The organism is Symplocastrum torsivum, assembly GCF_059505465.1.
In genome coordinates this window covers 1-21,337 of the sequence record NZ_JCACKQ010000082.1, presented here as the reverse complement: position 1 = coordinate 21,337, position 21,337 = coordinate 1, and the positions used below count along the sequence as shown (strand labels likewise).

Annotated in this window: 19 protein-coding genes; 11 read left to right on the top strand and 8 right to left on the bottom strand. The window is 44.4% G+C overall.

Annotated features, from left to right (window positions below):
- Window positions 1-838: NupC/NupG family nucleoside CNT transporter (locus tag AC5JL3_RS22330; RefSeq protein ID WP_496076572.1), on the bottom strand; the 838-nt coding region annotated here is incomplete at its 3' end.
- Between the two features lie 730 nt (window positions 839-1,568).
- Between AC5JL3_RS22330 and AC5JL3_RS22325 the strand changes: the two genes are divergently transcribed.
- Complete coding sequence (locus AC5JL3_RS22325; RefSeq protein ID WP_496076571.1) at window positions 1,569-2,084, top strand: hypothetical protein; 516 nt, start codon at window positions 1,569-1,571, stop codon at window positions 2,082-2,084.
- On the opposite strand, the gene AC5JL3_RS22320 is transcribed toward AC5JL3_RS22325, so the two are convergent.
- The 5 genes from AC5JL3_RS22320 to AC5JL3_RS22300 form a co-directional block, all read right to left on the bottom strand.
- Window positions 2,065-3,975: a sensor histidine kinase gene (locus AC5JL3_RS22320; protein WP_496076570.1), complete on the bottom strand. Its 1,911-nt coding sequence runs from the start codon at window positions 3,973-3,975 to the stop codon at window positions 2,065-2,067. The genes AC5JL3_RS22325 and AC5JL3_RS22320 overlap by 20 nt on opposite strands.
- A gap of 210 nt (window positions 3,976-4,185) precedes the next feature.
- On the bottom strand, window positions 4,186-5,181 hold the full coding sequence (locus AC5JL3_RS22315) for a S66 peptidase family protein (protein WP_496076569.1): 996 nt from the start codon (window positions 5,179-5,181) through the stop codon (window positions 4,186-4,188).
- A 147-nt stretch (window positions 5,182-5,328) separates the two neighbouring features.
- Window positions 5,329-5,799 (bottom strand): tetratricopeptide repeat protein, encoded by a 471-nt coding sequence (locus AC5JL3_RS22310; RefSeq protein WP_496076568.1) that lies wholly within the window; start codon window positions 5,797-5,799, stop codon window positions 5,329-5,331.
- 139 nt (window positions 5,800-5,938) lie between these two features.
- Window positions 5,939-7,039 carry a glycosyltransferase family 4 protein gene (locus tag AC5JL3_RS22305; RefSeq protein WP_496076567.1) on the bottom strand — a complete coding sequence of 367 codons (1,101 nt, stop codon included), beginning with the start codon at window positions 7,037-7,039 and terminating at the stop codon, window positions 5,939-5,941.
- Window positions 7,040-7,333: 294 nt separating this feature from the next.
- Window positions 7,334-8,482 (bottom strand): HEAT repeat domain-containing protein, encoded by a 1,149-nt coding sequence (locus AC5JL3_RS22300; protein ID WP_496076566.1) that lies wholly within the window; start codon window positions 8,480-8,482, stop codon window positions 7,334-7,336.
- Between the two features lie 348 nt (window positions 8,483-8,830).
- Between AC5JL3_RS22300 and AC5JL3_RS22295 the strand changes: the two genes are divergently transcribed.
- Both AC5JL3_RS22295 and AC5JL3_RS22290 read left to right on the top strand, forming a co-directional pair.
- The gene (locus AC5JL3_RS22295; RefSeq protein ID WP_496076565.1) at window positions 8,831-9,712 is read left to right on the top strand and encodes a hypothetical protein; all 882 of its coding nucleotides are present in this window, start codon (window positions 8,831-8,833) and stop codon (window positions 9,710-9,712) included.
- 565 nt (window positions 9,713-10,277) lie between these two features.
- On the top strand, window positions 10,278-10,580 hold the full coding sequence (locus tag AC5JL3_RS22290; protein ID WP_192221838.1) for a 2Fe-2S iron-sulfur cluster-binding protein: 303 nt from the start codon (window positions 10,278-10,280) through the stop codon (window positions 10,578-10,580).
- A gap of 72 nt (window positions 10,581-10,652) precedes the next feature.
- Here the strand turns inward: AC5JL3_RS22290 and AC5JL3_RS22285 are convergent, their stop codons facing one another.
- On the bottom strand, window positions 10,653-11,786 hold the full coding sequence (locus tag AC5JL3_RS22285) for a cob(I)yrinic acid a,c-diamide adenosyltransferase (RefSeq protein WP_192221837.1): 1,134 nt from the start codon (window positions 11,784-11,786) through the stop codon (window positions 10,653-10,655).
- Between the two features lie 343 nt (window positions 11,787-12,129).
- On the opposite strand from AC5JL3_RS22285, the gene fraC reads away from it, so the two are divergent.
- From fraC to AC5JL3_RS22255, 6 genes are all read left to right on the top strand, one after another.
- A complete protein-coding gene (fraC, locus tag AC5JL3_RS22280) occupies window positions 12,130-12,690 on the top strand; it encodes a filament integrity protein FraC (protein ID WP_192221836.1) in 561 nt (186 codons plus the stop codon).
- Between the two features lie 13 nt (window positions 12,691-12,703).
- Window positions 12,704-13,732, top strand: a complete 1,029-nt coding sequence (locus tag AC5JL3_RS22275; protein ID WP_496076564.1) for a DUF5357 family protein — start codon at window positions 12,704-12,706, stop codon at window positions 13,730-13,732.
- Window positions 13,733-13,786: 54 nt separating this feature from the next.
- On the top strand, window positions 13,787-14,560 hold the full coding sequence (locus tag AC5JL3_RS22270) for an ABC transporter permease (protein ID WP_192221834.1): 774 nt from the start codon (window positions 13,787-13,789) through the stop codon (window positions 14,558-14,560).
- A 304-nt stretch (window positions 14,561-14,864) separates the two neighbouring features.
- Window positions 14,865-17,114 carry a GAF domain-containing protein gene (locus AC5JL3_RS22265; RefSeq protein WP_496076563.1) on the top strand — a complete coding sequence of 750 codons (2,250 nt, stop codon included), beginning with the start codon at window positions 14,865-14,867 and terminating at the stop codon, window positions 17,112-17,114.
- Between the two features lie 197 nt (window positions 17,115-17,311).
- Entirely contained in the window at window positions 17,312-18,139 is an 828-nt protein-coding gene (gene larE / locus AC5JL3_RS22260) for an ATP-dependent sacrificial sulfur transferase LarE (RefSeq protein ID WP_496076562.1), read from the top strand.
- A gap of 206 nt (window positions 18,140-18,345) precedes the next feature.
- Window positions 18,346-19,455: an endonuclease NucS domain-containing protein gene (locus AC5JL3_RS22255; protein WP_496076561.1), complete on the top strand. Its 1,110-nt coding sequence runs from the start codon at window positions 18,346-18,348 to the stop codon at window positions 19,453-19,455.
- Window positions 19,456-19,594: 139 nt separating this feature from the next.
- On the opposite strand, the gene AC5JL3_RS22250 is transcribed toward AC5JL3_RS22255, so the two are convergent.
- Window positions 19,595-19,990: a hypothetical protein gene (locus tag AC5JL3_RS22250; protein WP_496076560.1), complete on the bottom strand. Its 396-nt coding sequence runs from the start codon at window positions 19,988-19,990 to the stop codon at window positions 19,595-19,597.
- Window positions 19,991-20,573: 583 nt separating this feature from the next.
- On the opposite strand from AC5JL3_RS22250, the gene AC5JL3_RS22245 reads away from it, so the two are divergent.
- On the top strand, window positions 20,574-20,885 hold the full coding sequence (locus tag AC5JL3_RS22245) for an urease subunit beta (protein ID WP_496076559.1): 312 nt from the start codon (window positions 20,574-20,576) through the stop codon (window positions 20,883-20,885).
- A 20-nt stretch (window positions 20,886-20,905) separates the two neighbouring features.
- Window positions 20,906-21,316, top strand: a complete 411-nt coding sequence (locus tag AC5JL3_RS22240; RefSeq protein WP_496076558.1) for a DUF1349 domain-containing protein — start codon at window positions 20,906-20,908, stop codon at window positions 21,314-21,316.
- Window positions 21,317-21,337: the final 21 nt, after the last annotated feature.

The window sequence follows — 21,337 nt, the reverse complement described above, 5'->3', positions numbered from 1 at the left end:
GGACATTCTTATCCAACCTGCTTAATTGGTATCTTCTTTCTCGGAAATCACCTAAAGCTAAGAAGGCAATCAACATCGCCGCAATGTTACCCACAAGTTTTAGCCCCTCAATCGCGCCTGTTGCTACCGCATCAATCCCGTTTGCTGCCGTTCGTTCAACTTCCACGGTTACTGTGCCAGCCGTTGGGGATTTCTCCGTTTCCGGGTAAAGCAGTTTTGAGATCGCGAGAGCGGCGGGTGCTGACATGACCGAAGCGGCAATCAAATGTTGTGCTGGCACACCAAAAGAAACATAAGCTGCCAGCACACCACCTGCAATTGTCGCAAATCCCCCGGTCATAACAGCGTGTAACTCTGACATCGTCATCGAGCCAATATACGGCTTAATTAACAACGGTGCCTCTGTCTGACCAACAAAGATGTTGGCAGCGGCGGAAAGGGACTCAGAACCTGATGTCTTCAGAGTTTTGAGCATTACCCAAGCGACTCCCTGCACGACCCGCTGCAAAATGCCGTAGTGGTAAAGCAGTGAGATGAAGGAGGAGAAAAAAATGATCGTCGGCAGCACTTTGAAAGCAAAAAAGTTTTCTTCAAACTTCTCGCCAAAGACAAACGATGCGCCTGCGTCAGAGAAGTTCAGGAATTGCCCCACCACGTCGCCTAAGAAGCTAAATACAAAAAAACCTGGTGCTGTCCTGAGGATTAACAATGCAAAAATCAACTGCAAGGCAATGCCCCACAAGACAGGTTGCCAACGTACAGCACGTCGATTGACAGAGAAAGCGTAGGCTAAGCCGATGAAAACGACTAAGCCTAAAGCTGAAATCAAGCGCTCCATGAACTCTCCTAGAGCTGAGCAACAATAAAGCGGATTCTATTTAATATGATGAGGGGGAAAACGTGGAAGAGATTACAAAATCAGGCTTTTTTGGGTATATATCTATCCCTGAGTAGAGAAGATTCACTACTTTAATTCGAGTGTGCTATCTCTCCTGGAATAGTCGGCTCATATTGCTCCCAGTGATTAATGATTTCATGATTGCTACACTCCCAACCTTGTAAGCCACCTCTAAACTAGTGTCAAGATCTGCATAAAGCATTGTGCTTATTTCGTAATTTAAACTTTCAACAGCAGTCATAATGCTTTTTCATCACTCTAGGCAGAGGAAAATAATAAACCTAGCTCTGACACAGTGGTGGAAACTGCTCCTCTCAATAAATTCATCACCCCCATCCGTCGCTCAAAGCCGACAGATAAATGGGTAAGAGGAAATACCTTGGGCTAAGGTTTAATCAGATTAAAAAAAATGTAAATAAAGCCTAAGATTAAACTTAATTTTGGGCTTTATTTAACGTTAATTTCTTAATATTCAGAATTTCTGCTGCGAACCTAAAGCATTCCGTATATTTACCTGTTCTTTACAAAAAGCTTTGCAGAAACTTTAAGTAATTTCCTCATCGTTTTTTGTGGCTCATAAAGCCAAAATTAGTGTTAAATCTTATGGCTTTATAAGGATTTACTCTTTTTACATCTTTTGCAGACCTTGAGCATCTACTATACGACATTCATGAACATTGAAAAGATTGCTAAACACTACATTGAAGCTCCAGCTTATGAAGTGCCTTCTCAGCTCGCTAGGGATTTTCATCAATTTATTATTAACCTAGCGCAAGTAGAACTACAAGGAGTAAACGTTCAGTATGTTGACTTCCAACCTTATTTCAGAGGGTCAAGGTTGTGTTTAGAAGATATCCAGGCTGATGTCAGCCAAGGAAACTTGCTGATTAACACTCAATTTAATGAATCAGATCTGCTAGATCCAGAGGTTAATCTGATTTTTCGATGTATTCATGATCTGCATCATGTCAAGCTAAATGTGGACTTCAACTGGCAAGGAGAGTGTGCTAGCGCCCATCACATCATGTCTTTAACCGATAATTTTATGTTCCAGCAGCTTCTATTTAGTGAAATCTTGGGTCAATCTGCTGTATGCCTCTCCAAGGGACAGTTTTTAGAACATCAAAAAGTTGTACTCTTTGACCGAGAAATTTTGCAGTGTTTGTTTAACTCAGATCTTTCTTGAGAGTGGGAACTGGGGAATTGTTCAACGGTAGAGTTACAGTAAACGTTGTGCCGACTCCAAGTTCACTATGCACAGTAATCTCACCCCCATGTAAGTCCACACATTTCTTCACGATCGCAAGCCCTAGTCCGGTACCAGGAATATTGCTAACATTACTAGCTCGTCTGAAGGACTCAAATAGTTTCTCTATATCTTCTTGGGGAATACCAATGCCCTGATCTTTAACTAGGAAGATTGCCTGTTCATCTGTGCAAATCAGGTTAACATCGACGGTTCCGCCTTTTGGTGAATATTTAATCGCATTTGAGAGCAAATTAGTGAGGATATGCGCCAATAGCTTTTCATCCATTTGGGCATCGCTACAGTCACCCTCGATCGCAAAGTTGAGCGTGTGTAGAGAACTTGCACTCATTTGTAGATTTTCTACAATGTGGTCACAGAAAGCTACTAAATCCATTGAGGCAGGCTTGAACTTGAGCTTTCCTGCTTCAGCTTTGCCGATGGTCAAAACATCTTCTAACAACTGAGTCATCCGTTCCACAGCATTTCTAATATGTGTAAAATGACTCTGTTTTTTCTGGTCAGAGAATTTATGGTGATAGTGTTCGAGTAGTTCAGCCGAAGATTGAATGATCGTCAGCGGTGTGCGGAATTCATGAGACACCAGGGACACAACGCCAGAACGAAGTTCGTTGACTTCTTTTTCTTTTTCCAACGCCATGCGAATGTCAGCTTCTGCCTGCTTGAGTTTGGTGATATCTCGTCCTACTGCCTGACACTCAATGAAGTTACCCTGCTCATCGAACAAGGCTCGATCTGACCACTGCTGCCAGCGAACCTCTCCAGTCGGGAGAATGATTCGATGTTCATAGGTGTTGATCGGGTGCCCTTGAGAAAGAGAACGAAAGTTCTGGGTAATCAACTCTCGGTCATCGGAAGGCATCGCTGGTAGAAACTTTTGCCCAATAAGCTCAGAACGCTGCTTGTTGAAATAGCGGCAGTAGGCATCATTAACAAAAGTCATAGTTCCATCGGGTTTGAACCGACAAATGAGTTCAGTTTGATCTTCAACGATCGCACGGTAGCGTGCCTCACTTTGTCGCAGTGCCTCCTCTACTTGCTTACGCTCTGCTAATTCAGCTTGTAGCTGCTGATGAAGTTCGGCTTGATAAATCGCGATCTCACAATGATCTGCGATCGCCTCGACAAATTCCACATCTGAAGCTGTCCATTCTCTACCGTGTAGGCTCTGCTGATGTAGTAGATCGGCTTCACTCAGCCGCAAGAAAGCTGCTTGCCTTGCCTCCTCTGCTGTTGGGCTAACTTCCTCTGAGGCTCCTGACATCGTTTCGGCTACGCGATCGCCATCATACTGCACGAGGCTAATGCCCCCAATGTAGGTGTTCTGATACATCAGTGGCACAATCAGCATCGCCCGAATTCCCCGCTTCTGGACTTCTAAGAGAATTTCGGGAGGCAGCGTCTCATCAATTTGCGAGAAAACAACAGGCTTGCCTAAAGATAGGGTTTCGTGGTAGTGCGGATAGAAAGAACCGTAGCGGTCTGTTAAATTCTCACCTAGCTCTGTTACTTCTGACGTGTAACGAACCGCCATTTGATTGTGATCGTCAGGTCGGTAAATCAGGCAGCGACTGACCTGGAGCGCAACTTGTAACTGGTTAACTGTTGTTTGTAAAATCTCATCCAAGACCAGCGTACCCCGCATCGCCTGAATGATTTTATTGAGCAATTTCTGCCTAGATACTCGTTGCCACGCCAGCAGCAATTCCTGTTGTAATGCAGCGATGTTCTGTTGTTCGCTATTTTCGGGTAATAGATGGTGTTCAGGCTTGTGATTACTGACTCTAGGTTCCTGATCAGTTCCCGGCATGGCAACTTGTTTTTAACTAACGCTTCTTTGACTTTAATACTGCCCTGACAGAATAAATCGAGTATTTCCCACCTGGCAAACGGCGCTCCTTGCAGTTACAGAACTTACGCCACTATTAGAACACTCGCTGGGTGTTTTCGCTGCCCAATCAGGTATTGAGATAGTAATTCTTATTAAAATTGATTGCTATTTATTATCGGTGAAACTCCTTTAGCTTTCAAGTACAGAAGAATACTCCAACTGATTGGTATTCCACTTCAGTGTAGCGTTGTCAGCATCGAGTTCAACCCACTGCCCAACCGGAAGAGCGGCATTAGCTCCCTCATGACCAAAGGGAAGATCACTAACAATCGGAATCCCTAAATCGCCAAGGCGATCATGTAATACTTCTTCTACCGTCCAGCTTGGTACTTCCTTGGGTGGATCACAACGACTAAATCGCCCCAATGCAATGCCGCGTACTCCTTGAAATGCCCCACTCATACGCCACTGGGTCAGCATTCGGTCAATGCGATAAGGAGCTTCTGTAACATCTTCCAAGGCAAGGATAATCCCATCTAAGTTGGGTTGTACAAATGTCCCTAGTAGATGGGTTGCGACAGTGAGATTTGCAGGCATCAGTCTCCCACTAACCTTACCACTGCCCCAACTAACGCCTGTAAGGGGAGCAAGGGAGCGCCCTTCTATACAGTCGAACAAGCGGTTAAGCGACCATTCTGGTTCGGCTGCCAAGGTTGTTAAGACTGGGCCATGAACCCCAGAGATACCCGACCGACTAAGGCTCCATAGCAAACCCGTAATATCAGAAAAACCAATCAGCCACTTCTCGATTGGAGAGCTTGACTCGCTCGCTAGCTTGGGAGATTGGGAATTGTCTCGATTGTCTCTTGCTACTGAATGCCATGTCCAATCTTCCAGAAGTCGGGCACTACCATAACCACCTCGACTACAGAGAATACCTCGACATTCCGGGTCTTTCCAAGCGTCTGCTAATTGCTGGCGCCGCTCAGTATCTGTACCAGCAAGGTAGCCTTCTCTAGCATCCCAATTAATTGGCAGTTCGACTTTATAGCCTCTGCCGCGCCAAATTTCTAAGCCTTTTTGAAACGCCTCAAACTCCCGTAGCGCTCCACTGGGTGCAACAACCCGAAGTAAATCTCCGGGTTTTAGCGGTGGCGGTAGCTGGCAATGCAAGTTATTGGTCATTCGTTGTTAGTTGTTAGTTGTTAGTTATTAGTTATTAGTTAGGGCGGTTTTGTGCCTTCTGCCCTGGAGCCTTATTTTCTAGATAGAGCAAGGAGAGCAAAGAAGCTGATAGCTGACAGCTTTCGGCTATATTAGCCAGCACTTTCATTAGCTCAATCGCGCTGTACATTCCAGAAGCAACTTTTGATTAGCTAGAGCATAGGGTTGAATTAAGAGAGCTTTTTGAAAGGCTTGGATTGCTGCCGAGTAGTCTCCCAATGCCGCATGGCATAACCCTAAACCGTGGAGTGCCCCAAAATGAACTGGATTGAGTTTGATAACTTCCTGGCAATCATCTCTTGACTTTTCGTACTGTCCAAGCGTGTAATAAAGCACTGCACGTCGATTCCACGCTTCTGCAAAGTCAGGCTGGTCTTTTATCAGTTCTGTGAGTAACGCTTCAGCTTGGGTAACATGGCCAGCTTCAAGCATCATCTGACTGCGCTCAATCAGTTCGACTCCGTATCTTCCCTTTTGATAGAACCAGATGCGCCAAAGTTCTGCGGTTGCTTGCTGGCGAACGTTCTCGTCAGGATTTTTTAGGTCTTCTAGTAAGGCACTGATGGATGGTTCGTTCATTGGGATGGGCGATCCTATGTAAAGTTTTGTATAAACTCACTCATTTATCTATTGTGTACCTGTTCAGGCGATCGCTTCTAGCAAGAGCTTGACGTAAAGTGTTGTTAGAGTAAGCGGCTTGTGCTTCTACTTCAATATTTCAGGAACTCTGACGACCGCTCAAGATGTCGAGAAACCACTGTTCGATGCGATCGCCCATTGCTTTTGCAGAATATTGGGCTTCTACTCGTTGGCGGCAGACATGGCGCTCAATTTGATCGAGTTTTCCCATTGCCTCGACTAAACCTGCCACAGAATCAGGTTCTACCAAAAAGCCTGTTTTCCCATCCTCAACAATTTCAGCCGGCCCACCCCGACGGTAGGCAATCACTGGCACACCACAAGCTAGGGCTTCAATCGCCACATTCCCAAATGCTTCTACCCAACGCGGAGTCATCAAAAGCGATCGACACTGACGTAAACGTTGTTGAAGTTCAGTTGTTGAAAGAAACCCCTCATACTCCACCGGGGCGTTTGGGTAATCGCGGAGAATCTGCTGCCAGTAGGCTTCATTTTCCAGAAAACCCATAATTTTCATCGAAATTCCAGTAATTTGAGAAGCAGCTACCGCATCTTCTAGCCCCTTTTCCGGTGCAATTCGACCCACCCATCCCACCCAGGAGGCGGGTTCGGCACAGAAGTCATACACCGATAAATCTATGCCATTTCCCAAGCACCGACAACGGTCAGCAAACGCAAACGTTGCCGCCTGGGCATGACTGTGGACACCAATCGTACCAGGAAACCGAGTAGCGACCTGTTCAATAATTTGATCCATCGCCTCCGTCAATGAACCCATGCTGACCAAGTGGGCAACAGGACAGGTGAAAAAAGGCGTTAGGTAGAACGGCAACCAATCATAGGCAAAGTTAAAAATTAGGTCATAGTCGTTTTGCACCTGCCGTACGTAGTCCCACAAATTTGCCAAAACAGAAGACGCTGGAATAATAACCGGAGCATCACGCCCTTGTGTTTGAGCGCTAATTTGTGGCGCACCAGCAATTTCAACTAGCGGCCTTCCCCAAGCTGTGGAGCCTTTAGTGGCAACAATTTTGATACTATGACCCCGCTGATGCAGTTCGGTTGCGATGTTACGCAACGTCAATTCGACTCCGCCTCCCAATCCTGAACCCAACGGCCCAATCGGGTTGGAGACGAATAGCAGTTTTAGGGACTTGTTAGGTGATGTGGTCGTTGCCATTAATACAAAGGTAGTGGGGAGATGGGAAAGGTAGGGAAGGTGGGGAAGGTAGAGAAGGTGGAGAAGGTAGGGAAGGTAGGGCAGAAATTACTCCCTCATTCCCCCCTAAGATGACTGGCACTGACTTAAGCCCTGAACTAAAGTACCCTACCCTTCGGGAACCCCTACGGGGAACGGGAACGCTAAGCTAAAACCCGTTAAAACGGGTTGAAAGGCTGATGTAGTAAGCTAAAGCTTACTTCAGCTTTGAGGGGTGAAATTTATTTCAAGGCTCTTATGTCAGTACCATTCCTACTAAGGTGGTGGTTCCTGGTCGTAATGTTCTGGCAAGTTGAGTGAAGTTTGCGAAGGTGGCAAGTTATCAAGAGTAGTTAGTGTGCGAATCCGGCTTAACTGACCAATTGCCCACCGTGCCGTTTCCCGGACTTCTGGATTAGGGTCATCAGCCGCGTGGTACAACATCTGAGTTGTCTGGGCAACGACTTCATAGATTCGCGTTAAGTCCCGAATCGCGTTTTTACGCACTTGGGCATTGTCGTCTTGTAGCGAGATAGCGAGTGCCCTATTCATCGGTTTTAGTGTCTTGGTGCCAATTTGCGAAAGTGCTTCCAAGATTAAGCTGCGTTGTTGAGAATCTGAATCGATCATTAAATCGACTAGGGGCTGTATTGCCCTCGAATCTCCTCGCTGTGCTAATTCCCAAATGGCTTTGCGACGTTTCTGTGGGTCAGGTTCTTGCAAATCTCCAATGAGTTCATCAACAATATCAATTTTGGAGAGGGGCTTGTTTTTGTTAACGGGTAGGTTATCACCGGATAGATGAAGTGGTGAGGACGTTTCGGAATCGTTAGATAGGGAAACTCTCAAGGCTGAATCGTTGTGACCATTGGGGTAATGTTTGGGGTTGAGGGTATCCGGTTGGGAGAGAACACCGTTTCCTGTGGAATTCAGTTTTGTGAGGTCATTTTCATTAGGTAGGGATTTTGGTTCTACTGCTTTTTTCGTGTTGTTCAGCCACTTTAGCAAGAAGAAAATTCCTCCTCCTGCAATAGCTAGCGTAGCGACTAAGACTAGCACCCACTTCAGTTGGTTCTTGTTCAGGTTGCCTGGGAGTGCAATTGCAAGCCTCGAACTAGCGGCGTACCGATTGTTACCGACGAAAGAAACACTTCCCTCTTGCCTTGGGCCCTCTGCCTTCTGCCTTATGTTTCTTAGGAGGGTGGGGCTTGAAGTTTGAGAGGTTTTTGGATGCTTCCAAACGCTTAAGCTGATGGTGTTAGGGGTATTTAGTTCAGACGCTGCGGTAGGGAGTGTCCCACTCTCTTGCTTCACTACGGAATTAGCGATCGCTAGCGCTACTCCTGGGTTACAACTGGTACCCAAAACCAGACCCAAGCCAGTAACACAGGCAGCTAGAAGTGCAGTGGAACGATGGCGAATCATAGAAGAACCAAAGACTTCAACTACCCTCGTCCGCTTTGCTCAGACGGGGAATTGCATCTGGACTCCACAATCGTAACAGCATCCGGTTTTCTGTGCGATTCCTTGACAATTGGGTTGTTTCTCTAGCTGAAGCTCTGTTAACCTAGCTGAGTTTTCATGAAATCTTTGTAGTAGGACAAGGAGAAAGTCTACCAAAGGTGACCTTCAACCCAAGAGATTTCAAGACTTCCTGTAAACACTTAGCCTCGCCCATTCGGGTGATTACTGGCAGAATAATCCGGAGAAACGCCACTTCAATGAGTAGCTAACTAGTACTACTCCCTAAATGAAATGCATCTCTTAAAAGCTATGCCTGAACTAGAAGAAGCACTACAATTCATTGAAAAAATTGAACGTGAAAACTCTGGTAAGTCTGTCTATGAAATAGCGAATAAGCTTCGGGGTTATACCAAAAAGGGATATACAACTCCGTTATGGAATACAGCAACCGGATATAGCCAAGAGTATATTGCTGGGGAATTTAAAGAAAAACTGAATCAGGAGTATTCGGTATTGAGTGGTGAAGTTACTGATTTTGGTCATTTCATTGCGGCACTCTCTGATCAAATTAATCAACCTGGGGTTAATTGGTCAGATTTAACCAGTTGGACAGGTGACCACACATCTTGGGCTGGAGATATTGGTTCAGCAATTATCGTTTATTACTCCAAAGACAGCAACAACATTAAAGATGTAGAGGAAGCCTTGAGTAAGTTTGCAAGAGACTCTGACTATACAGCAGATATTGCGGCTTATGTCGTTGGCTCGTTAATTAACTCTGGCAAGCACACTTCTATTTCTCAAGCAATTTATCACTATAACACCATTTCTTATGCTGAGAATGTCAGAGCATTCCTGAAAAAGCGTCTTGGTGGAACGATGGAAGGTCACAAACTTAAGAATGCGGCAAATGTTGAAGCAGAAATTAGAAGGGCTGTCTCTACATTTATCCGCTCGTCTAATGCTCCTGACATCTTTAAGTCAGTAAAAAATCTCTTGAAGTTACAGCCGAAGTTAGAGTTGGAAAATACGACTATTCCTAATGGTACAGATATGCTTCAAGGTTCTCTGCATTTCTTAAACCACATGGTTAGGAAGGGAGGATTGGATAGCTTAAGATTTAAGCCCTACCAGTTGGCAGGGGTGCCTTGGTTGGGAACTGTGACTTACGAAGTTAAGGTGCCAAAGTGAATAAGCTCTGTTTTTGGGAATTGGGAATTGGGAATTGGGAAGAAACTTAGATGTACCTTACTGGAATAAGAATTGCCAGATCAGATTATCGTTTTAGGTCAAAGGGGAAGGGAAAAAGGATTATCTTTAAGCATTTTTCCACTTAATCCCTTTTCATTGTCCTAGTAGTAAAACTAATTTTGTACGATAGAATACAACTTAGAATTAAAGTTGATTGTAGACAGAACGAAAGCAAAAAAATGTCATGATCTCCTGATTTAGTAGTTTTGTGATACGGAGCGCACAACTATTGATTTCAACACTCAGTAAGCCCTAGTAAAGCCAATTCAGCCATTATTTGCCTAGATAAGGACTCGCTTCAGGATAACACTAACCCTACAGCATCTGTCTGAAGGAACACTTATCTTACAGGATGAACTATCTATTGATAGAGACAAAAGAAATTTCAGTAAAGATAACTTTTCTACTAACAAGTGAACTGGATAGCGAATAGTTTTTTATTCTTGCGCTTGGTCGCTTCTAGTGAACCTGTTGTTGTAGTTTCTCTTGATAGGATGACCTCTTTATGGCTGCTACTTACAAAGTCAGATTAATTAACGAAGGCGAAGGACTCGATACCACGATTGAAGTTCCAGAAGGTGAGTCTATTCTCGATGTTGGGGAAGAAGAAGGGCTTGATTTGCCTTATTCTTGCCGTGCTGGTGCCTGTTCCACCTGTGCTGGTGTATTGAAAGAAGGTTCAGTCGATCAGTCTGAGCAACAATTCTTGGATGATGAGCAAGTTGAAGCAGGATACGTGCTGACTTGCGTCGGTATTCCTACTTCTGATTGCACTATCATGACTCATAAATCTGAAGAACTGGAGTAAGAATATTACTCTCGTCATTGCGAAATTTACTTTGGAAAACATCGGGTTTGGGGGAACTCCCCCAAGCCTTTATCAAAAATCTACGCCTCGTTTCAAATCCACACCTTTTTCACAGTAGTGCTTGTGGCAAATCATCTCGGAATGAACACTAGCAATGTCGAAGTAGGCGGGTTGATTTAGGCAGCGACCTGTAATAATTACTTCCGTATCGCGAGGTTTACGCAAAAGAGCATCGACAATTGGCTCTACTTGTAACAGTTCCAGGTCAACAGTGGGATTAAGTTCGTCCATAATGATGGTTTTATACAAACCCGACGCTAAAGCCGCTCTGGCAATTTCCCAACCTCGCTCTGCTTCTACATAATCCGCGATTTCCTGTTGTCCCCGCCAAACGATCGCATCTCGACCACAACGGTGATGATCGACGAGTGCAGGATAGGACTGCTTCAAAGCGGCGATCGCGGCATCTTCTGTATAGCCACTACCACCTTTCAGCCACTGCATGATCAGGACTCGATGGGATTTATCGGTACTAATCCCTCGACCGATTGCTTGCAACGCCTTACCTAAAGCATTGGTGGATTTACCCTTGCCTGCACCCGTGTAGATTTCGATCCCTTCAATTCCCTGTTGTCTGGATGCAGGATGGTCATGAGGTACCGATTCACTGTGCAAATCTGCAATATCTAGTAATGCCTGAGGAGTTCCCCGACCTGTAACAATGATTTCCAGATTCTCAGGCTTGTTTTTCAGGGTTTTGATGACTTCATCGATCGCCAGTAAACCCAAATCCAGGACAGGATTGAGTTCATCGAGGACAACAACCGAATAGAGATCGGACGCGATCGCACCTTTCGCTACATCCCAGCCTCGCTGTGCTTCATCCGCATCGAAGCGTGTCACCTCATCTCTAGCAAAGAAAGATGAACGTCCTGTCCGTACTTGGTCAATCAAGTGAGGAAAACCCCGTTGCAAGGCTTCAATCGCGGCATCCTCATCATAGGGGCGTCCTGGTCCTTTAAGAAACCGCAGCAATAAGACGCGACTGCCAGTATCTGAGTTTATCCCTAGTCCAATTGAACGCAAAACAACGCCCAAAGCCGCTTGAGATTTACCTTTTCCTGCGCCATCATAAACGTGAATTTGACCCGTGATGCGCTCAGAACGCTCAACCGCTGTCCGTATACCAATACCAGTTCTGGACATTCCGCTCCTTGAAATTCAGCCCAATGCAAAGAGTGTACTCAAGCAGTTTAGCCTTCAGCCTCGTTCCAGGAAAGACTACTTTATGTAGTTGTTCATAACCAGTTCACTGAGATCGATAGATAATATTGCTTGATGCCTGCCTACTTGATACTCCCTTGCAAGGGTAAGTTTTTTAGATTGGGATGTTGGGGAGATAAGGGGGTAGGAAGTTAATATACATTAAACTTTGGGAATTTTTTACCCATCACCTCATCACTCCATTATTGATGGCATTTATTAGAAACCTACCCTTGAAAGCTCTCCACTCCCCACTCCCTATTTTCCCGATAGGAGCGACAGCGCTATGACAGCATCCGTTTTACCAATACCGACAATCTTGTTCCAACTCTTATTCCTGCTGGTGGCGATCGCACTAGAAGCCGCAGTCTTCCACAAACGGCTAAACCTAACGCGCAAAATTAGCATTGACTATGCTGTTTCAATCAATTTATTGTGTGTGATTGCTGGTTGGTTGGCGTTTTTCCTACTTTTGAGGTTCGTACCCCAACCCTTAAAAACTCAGATAATTAGTTTTGTTTTTTTCGATCACCTTCTGGCTCCCCAGCCAGGTAACCTAAATTTAATTATTGTTTCGACTGGGATTGTCATTTTCTTCTGTGCCTTCCTCATTAAGTTGAAAGGGCTAGAGGTACTAGAAGCGTTGTTACATCGGTCTCCAGGACAGAGTTCCTCAGACTCACCTGACGAAGGACGTAGCTTATCTTTGTCAGCCCGGTTAAATCGGGCAATTGCACATACTGACGTTAATGAGGCAACGGTTGTTCTTTTGGCAAATGCTCTTAGCCATAGCGCCATTTTGTTACTCTTGTTTTTCCGTTTTATTCAGGTCAACGCTCTAGGATAGGATACAAACTATCGTGAAATTTTTTCTCAATATTGTAGAATGGCTGCAAAAAAACTTTAGACCTCCCAGTGCCTTTTCTTGGGAAACTCTCATTTTGCTCAGCTTGTTTTCCTACTACATGGCATTGCTGGCAAGTGACATTGGCTTCACCAGAAATTTGCTGCTGAATTTGGCTTGGATTTTTCTGATTTTGGGTGTTTTTTGGGGAACGACAGCTACTAACCAATTGCGAATTGGTTATGATGAGAAAAAAGAAAAAGATGGCTTTCCTTTAAGCCCTTGGATTACAGGGGCATTGGTCAGTATTTATATATTTGGTGGCCCTACAGGTGAAGTCTCAAAAGAGGCTTTAATTTACTGGCCAGTCATCTCAGCCATAATCGCGGCTATCCCAGATTTTGTAAATGATCGGTTAAGACCTACAAAACCACCCTTCCATAAGCGTCAAAATCTGGTCATTTTGTTCGGCACTCAGATTTTAATTAGCTGCTGGTTCCAGTTTTATTTCGTGGCTCAAGACTGGTTAACTCAATACCCCAGCCTTGCAATCGATGACTTCAGCCAGAGTGCTTTTGTCACAAAACTAGCCTCCTCAGAATCGGTAATACCCAGAGGAGAGTTACTTTTAAATGCGATGGAACCAAAGCTAGCCCAGCAGTTGAATGCTAAACCTTGGTCTGTAGTTGAGCGATCGCTTTTACAGGAAGAACGAGAAAAGTTGATCGACACAGTTGCTCAACAAGCTAAGCAACAAATCACAACTGTTGAAGAAGATAATCTCTGGGGAGTGGTATCGGGTGTCTCCTCTAGGAGTGCTGGGTATAATTTAGAACTACGGGCAGTTTGGCAAGGTCCCCGTGCTTTACCTCAAGAATATTCCCAGAGCAAGACTTGTCAAATTATTCAAGTTCCCACAACAACAAATTCCCCCAATACTCAACCTGGACAGCCACCAACATTTATTAGTCGTTTTGAATGTGAGCCTGTTAGAGGTTGGGGAATAGATGAGCCAATCATTGCGAATGATAGTTTCTTACAATGATGCAATATTTCCTGTTTGGATTCATTTAGTGATTGGAAGCATCGGAGGTGGCGGTTGAGTATCGGGAGAATTTGGGCAATTGCTTCAAATGGGTTTCGGGAAGTGATTCGCGATCGCGTTTTATATCTCATTGGCTTTTTTGCACTGCTACTCGTGATCGCACTACAGCTATTACCAGAAGTTGCCGCAACCACAGAAGACAAAATTTTCCTAGATTTTGGTCTGGCGGCAATTAGTATCTTAGGTGTGGTTGTTGCGATATTTGTGGGAACTAATCTAATTAACAAAGAAATTGACAAGCGCACTGTATTAGTCTTAATCCCAAAACCTCTCAATCGTGCTGAATTCATCATCGGCAAACACTTAGGGTTAGTGGGTGTACTGGCTATCCTGATCGTTGCGATGACGGGGATTTATCTGGCGCTACTAAGTTTCAGCCGGGTTAAGTATCCACTGGGTACGATTTTGGTTTCAACACTTTACCAATTCTTAGAGTTGTCTTTAATTACAGCCGTAGCGCTGTTATTTAGCGTCTTTACAAGTTCCCTATTGGCAGCATTACTCACCTTCGGGGTGTATTTGATGGGCAACTTAAGTCGCGATTTATTAGAGTTAGGCAACATCAGCCGCAACTCTAATGTTCAGACGCTAACTCAAGGTCTTTATCTGGTCTTACCCGATTTATCGCGCCTTAATTTAAAAAATGAAGCCGTTTATGGAATCTTGCCCCCTCCTGTAACGCTTTTAGGTCATGGGTTGTATGGTTTACTCTATACGGTATTGCTTTTAGCGATCGCCATCCTCATCTTCTCGCGACGTGAATTTTAATAGTATTAAGCTAAATGTCACTCTCGTTGAGCGCAAAGTAATCGTTCGTTGGAAAAACCCGGATTGGGGGACGTTGCCCCCCAAACCCCCTCCTCACTAAAGCTCCGGTGGGGGACGGAGTGCCTCCCTCAGTCCCCCTGCACAAATGGTGATCGGTGTGATGAATTTTCTTGAGTCAGTGCCATTCGTATTAAGCTAATGAGCATTCAAGTTACCTGTAAGGAAAGCCTAAACGCTTGCGGCATTTAGATTTTCCCTTTTGAATTATCAATAGACTTCCATTGAAATAAACAGCGTTACCTTCATGTCCATTGGCTCTGAGCTAACGCCCTCGTTGACCAAATCACTCCAACCCACAATTGTACGCTTGTTGATTGTGGTGGATGTCGCTGCTGATTTTGAGTTAATCACAACGACGCTCGAAGCGGCTGGTGTTGTTTTTATTTACGATGTTGCTACCACACCTGAACTCTATCAGCAATCCTTGCAGAACCATACCTATGACAGTGTTTTGTCTGCTTATTGCTTGAAAGTGCTTAGTGGCATGGAAGCGTTGCAATTATTACAGCAATCTGGGCAGGAAATTCCCTTTATTTTAGTGACTGATCGCTTAGGTGATGAAAGAGCGGTAGAGTGCATTAAAGCTGGGATGACTGACTATGTTCTCAAAGAACAGTTGTTTCGCTTGCCAGAGGTTTTAATCCGTGCGCTCCAGGAATGTAAACAACGCGAACAACAACAGTTAAGCCTGAATCAAGCCAAGCGGCAATCTCAACAAGAAGCGATTATCAATCACATTGTCCAAGCGATGCGGGGCACATTGGTACTGGATGATGTCTTACAGACAACGGTTAATCTGCTGCATAACACTCTAAATGTCAGCCGTTGCCTAATTTTTCAGCCTGATTCAGATAATCGGATGAAGGCTCACCACGTTAGTGAAGCGACAGCTCAACGAGAGAGTTTGATCGGTGTGTATTGCGATTTCTATCGCTACTACCATGAGACATTATCCCAAGGAGAGCCACTGGTACTGGCACAAATTGATGCGAGTTTACCAGAGGTGATTCAAGAGTCAGCGGCTCAGTGTGACATTTGCGCCATCCTGATTGTGCCTCTGTTGTACCAGCAGTCATACCTGGGAGGCATTAGCTTACACCAGTGTGGGAACCAATCAGTTCAGTCTCGCCAATGGACACAGGAGGAGGTGGCTTTGGTGTGTGCGATCGCGACTCAGTGTGCGATCGCGATTCATCAAGCTCAGCTATTTGCAAAAGTGCAACAACAGGCAGAACGAGAGAAATTGCTCAATCAAATCAGTCGAACCCTAAATTCAACGTTGGATACAGACGAGATTTTGCAGGAAATTGTCACACTGACTGGAGAATGTTTCAGCGTTGATCGAGTAAATATCTACTCGATAGACACAGAGCATATTAAGACTCTGCATGAATGGCGCTGTAGTGAGCAGGTTATTTCTGCACTCGGCATGAAGTCACCTTTATCAGAGTGGACTGATAGGTTAGATCCAAGCTCAGAATATAGCTTGCATCAGGTTTTCCACGCTCCTATTTATGCAGAAACTCCTCAACCCGCTCATCGCCTGGCAATGATGCAGCAGTTGCAAGTTGTGTCGATACTGAATGCACCGATTTTTATTCGTAACCAGTTGTTTGGAGGCTTGATGTTGCAAACAAGTGCCAAACGAACCTTTACAACTGAAGAAATTCAGTTACTAGAGCGAATTGCTGACCAAGCCGCGATCGCACTTTACAATGCACAGAGCTATGAATACTTAGAACAGCTAGTACGCGATCGCACCCAAGAACTAGAAGCTCAACAACAACTTTCAGAAGCCGCTAACCAGGCAAAAAGCGAATTTCTTGCCAATATGAGTCACGAATTGCGGACACCCTTAACGGGTATTTTGGGGTTTTCTCGCCTACTTTTAGAGCAAATTTTTGGTCCCCTTAACGATAAACAGCACCAATATGTCACTGGTATCTCTTCCTGCGGTGAACACCTGTTGGCACTGATTAATGATCTACTGGATTTATCAAAGATTGAAGCAGGTCGAGAAGAGTTATCCCTAGAACCGATAACAGTAGAAGCCATTTGTCATGAATGCTTATCGGTTGTACGCGAGCAGGCATCTGAGGCTGGCTTACAATTACAACTGGATATTGCTCCTGCCATTACATCTTTTGTTGCTGACCATCTCAGATGCAAGCAAATTTTGGTGAATCTTCTCTCAAATGCGGTGAAATTTACTGAATCTGGCTCGGTAACACTAAAAGTTGAGCAGACTGCTGAATATACTCAATTTCTGGTGGTTGATACGGGTATCGGCATAAGCGAAGCTGACGCTAGCAGTCTCTTTCAACCGTTCCACCAACTCCCTAACCGTTCTCCTCGGAAATATCAAGGAACAGGTTTGGGTCTGGCTCTTTCCCTGAAGTTAGCACGGCTACATGGTGGTGACATTACCATACAGTCTGAAGAGGGGCGTGGCAGTTGTTTTACGCTAACTTTGCCGCATCAAATACCAAATTAATACGACCTCGAACCACCATCTGTAGGGGCGCAAGGCTTTGCGCCCTTCCTATATATTGCGTCTGTGCGTAAGTCCTCAAAGTTGACTTCCAAGGGAGCGGCACTAGTTGCAACGGACAACAGATAGGGACAATGAGCAAAAAGCGACAATTGATATATGAAGTGATTAAACGCACTCAAAAATCATTGAGATGAACCATGCTAGAGCAGAAACTAAAGCAACTCAAAACAATTTTCGCCGAGATGGAGCGGGCTTTGATTGCCTATTCTGGGGGAGTTGATAGCACCCTGGTAGCCAAGATTGCTTATGATGTGCTGGGCGATCGCGCTTTGGCTATAACGGCTGAATCTCCTTCACTTTTGCCGGAAGAACTAGAAGATGCCCGTATCCAAGCAGCAGCAATTGGCATTCCTCATGAGGTGATAGAAACGCATGAGATGAACAATCCCAATTACACCTCCAACCCTGTCAACCGCTGCTATTTCTGCAAAAGTGAACTCCACGACACGCTCAAACCCCTTGCCCTTGAGCGAGGCTATCCCTACGTCGTTGATGGAGTCAATGCCGATGATTTGGGAGACTATCGACCAGGGATTCAGGCAGCCAAAGAAAGAGGAGCGCGATCGCCTTTAGCTGAAGTGGGTGTTACCAAAGCTGAAGTCCGCCAACTTTCCCAACAACTAGGGCTTCCTTGGTGGGACAAACCCGCTCAACCGTGCCTCAGTTCCCGCTTCCCCTACGGCGAAGAGATTACAGTCAGCAAGCTACAACGAGTCGGACGTGCTGAAATTTATTTGCGGAAGTTGGGATTATCAAATCTTCGTGTCCGTTCTGAAGGGGATACCGCCCGGATTGAATTACCACCAGAACAAATAGAGGAATTTATTTTAACTACAGATTTACCCAAGTTGGTGTCAGCGTTTCAGGAGTTTGGTTTCCTCTACGTCACCCTCGATTTAGAAGGTTACCGCAGTGGCAAACTCAATCAAGTATTGAATCAGGAAGCCTTGAGCCTCAAAGCCTAAACCTCATTCCACCTCTTAACCGGGTAGGGGCGCACCCCTAGCCATTGGTGTCAACTTAAGACAAGAGCGACTGGAAGTCGCGGCTAAACAAACGAAGTCCGTCTGCGCGGACTAATGAAAAATCAACACTTATTAAACCTGCGTAGGCAGGTGCGTGTTTGTGTAGCTGCGGTTTCTAACCGCCAAGCCTCCTTAAGTTGACACTGATGACGGCTGCGCGCCCATCCATACAGAAGTCCAGAAGCAGTAATTTGCTGAATCAGAAAATGCTGAGTTTTACAAATTTGAGGAAAACAGAGCAAGGATGGGAATTTGAAAATGAAGCAGCTCTAGAAAATTTTGTCTGGACTAATTTAGAGCATTTACTCAAATTAACTCCTCTAAAGCAGCAATATTCTGTCAAGGGGGAACGTTGTGACATTTTAGCCGTGGATAAGAATAAACGGTTAGTCGTGCTGGAGTTAAAAAACTTAGAAGATAGATATATTGTCCAGCAGCTAACTCGTTATTGTGACAATTTGCAAGAAGAGAAGCCAGTTGATATAGAAGTAGACTACGCACTGCAAATTCGCTTAGTGGCTGTTGCACCGAGGTTTCACAGACATAATTTTATAGATAAGAAACATCACAAGCTAGATTTTGAGTTTCTTCTGTTTGAAATTATTCAAGAGGGAAAGAAGCTATATTTCAATCTGAAAAACATAGATTCAGGTCAGGAAGCAAAAGTAATTCTTCCTTATCCAGAAGAATACCTTATTGAGCCTTACAAAAATTCACTTCCCGCTCCGCCTCTGCCTCAACCTCCTAAAACCCTTTTAAAATTCCTAGAGAAAGATAGTAGTGATAAACAAAATATTATCTTAAACATCCGAGAAAAAATTCTCAAGTTCGATAAGCATATGCAGGAAAACATTACTGATACAACCATCACTTACGGAGTAGAGAAAATCAAAGGAAAGCTCCATAAAACTAAAGTTTGTGCTGAGCTTTACAGTTATAAAGGAGAATTTCCATTAAATCTTTTTCTCTGGTTGCCTTATCCGAAAAGAAGTCGTCAAGGAGCATTTTATCAGGGTTTCACTCAAGGAATGGCAATGTGGAGAGTTTTTACTTCCGACTGGAAGAGTGTATCAAACCTTTCTCTTTTTTTGGGTCAGACTCGCTCTGTACCTCCTACTGCGCGTTGTAGTAGAAACTATGACATTAAGGTTTATCTAAATATGTACAAGGATTTAACAGGGAAAGACGTGAAATCTGAGTCTTTGGATGCGCTAGTTGATATTGCTTTAGAAGAATGGCTAGAAAGGCTTAATTAGCGTTTTTATTACGGTTTTGTTGTAATAGACGTCTTACAAAAATCGATTTTTCCCTCCTAGCCCCCCAATTCTGGGAGAACCGGATTTCAAAGTCCTCCAATCTTGGGGGATTTAGGCATTGGTTGAAATTGGTTACAAATTACTGCAGTATTTCTTTGATTTCATCAAGCTTGCTAATGAGATTGGTGATTTGCGTTCTTCGCTCTTGTGCTTCTTCTTCATGCTCTCTTATATAGAGTAGCTTTTCCACCCATTCAGTCACTATATTAGTAACTTCTATGCGCTCTTCCAGTAAGAGGTCATGATTTAGCAAAAACTTATTGGTTGCGTCAAAAGCTGCTTTGATTTCAGAGTTTTTATAATCCCTACTCTGGATTGATAAGAATTTTATCACAGCTAGATTTCGTATAATTCCTTTCAGGTTTTTCATTATATTTTTATCAAAGCTACTATTTACTACTTCAAGAAAGGATATAAAAAACCGTAACTCTGTTTTAAAGATTTTGCAATGAAGCAAAATAGTTTTTGATAGCATTTTGACTTGCAAATAATTGGTTTATGCAAACGGAGAACCATTCTTTAGGCTAAAACCAACCTTGGCAAGGTGATTTAATAGTTAGAAGTTTAATGACATCTATACACAGGATACTGGCGCACTTCTACCTCTCGACATCGCTACTATTGCTGATTGTCTATACGCATAATTGCTGAAGTGGTCAGACAGTGATTAAAAAGTAAGCGAAGCTAAAAAAAGAATGCTACCCTTGTGCGGCTATGATGCGTCATGAAGAATGAGAATGGTTAGCAAGCCTATCTCAGCTCTTGGATGCGGGCTTCTACTTGCCAATACACTGAACATCAACATAACTCAGGATAAACTAGTAGGTTTGGTTGCTAACAGTACCCCTAGGGGTGCTAAATATAGAAAATCTTGCCCTCCATTTTTAGAACCTTGCAGTGCCGCTTAAACATTCCGCTAGAAGAGATTGTCAGGTATCCTGTTTTGTACTTGAGGAGCGCAGCAGATTGGAGACTCTCTAACTGTACAGTCTGGGCACCTGTGGCTGCTGTTGTGCTTTATCGTTGCCTAAAGTAATTTCATCTCGATAGAGGTTGGCATGATTCCAGGGGAAGTTGTTGTCCAAGAAGGGGAAATTGAACTGAATGCAGGGCGTACCACCATACAGTTACAAGTGGCGAATACAGGCGATCGCCCAATTCAAGTCGGTTCTCATTTTCATTTCTACGAGGTAAATGAAGCCCTGGAATTTGACAGAGAGTCAGCAAAAGGGATGCGACTCGATATCCCTGCTGGAACTGCTGTCCGCTTTGAACCAGGAGATACACGAGAAGTGACCTTAGTTCCGTTCACAGGAAGCCGTCGAGTTTACGGCTTCAATGCCAGAATTAACGGTGCTTTAGATGAGTAACTCCTAGGGAGACGGCACCAATGGAATGGTACAATGAACCACCTGTTTGGAACCTCCAAGGGGACACAATTACCATCACGTCTGGGCAAAAAACTGACTTCTGGCGTGAGACTCACTACGGCTTCATTAGAGATAATGGACACTTTTTTTATCAAGCAGTCAAGGGAGACTTTGTTGCTGAGGTGAAAGTCAGTGGTGAGTATCACCAGTTGTACGATCAGGCGGGAATCATGGTGCGTTTGGATGAAGCCAATTGGTTGAAGTGTGGCATTGAATTTGTAAATGGTGTTCAACAAGTCAGTGCTGTAATCACACGGGATTACTCAGATTGGTCTATCGTACCGTTGCCACAAAACCCAGCTTCTATTTGGTTACGTGTGACGCGACGCGGCACAGCTATAGAATCCATTTGGGATCTAATCATTCGCTAACCGCTTGAGCATGAGTCGGAT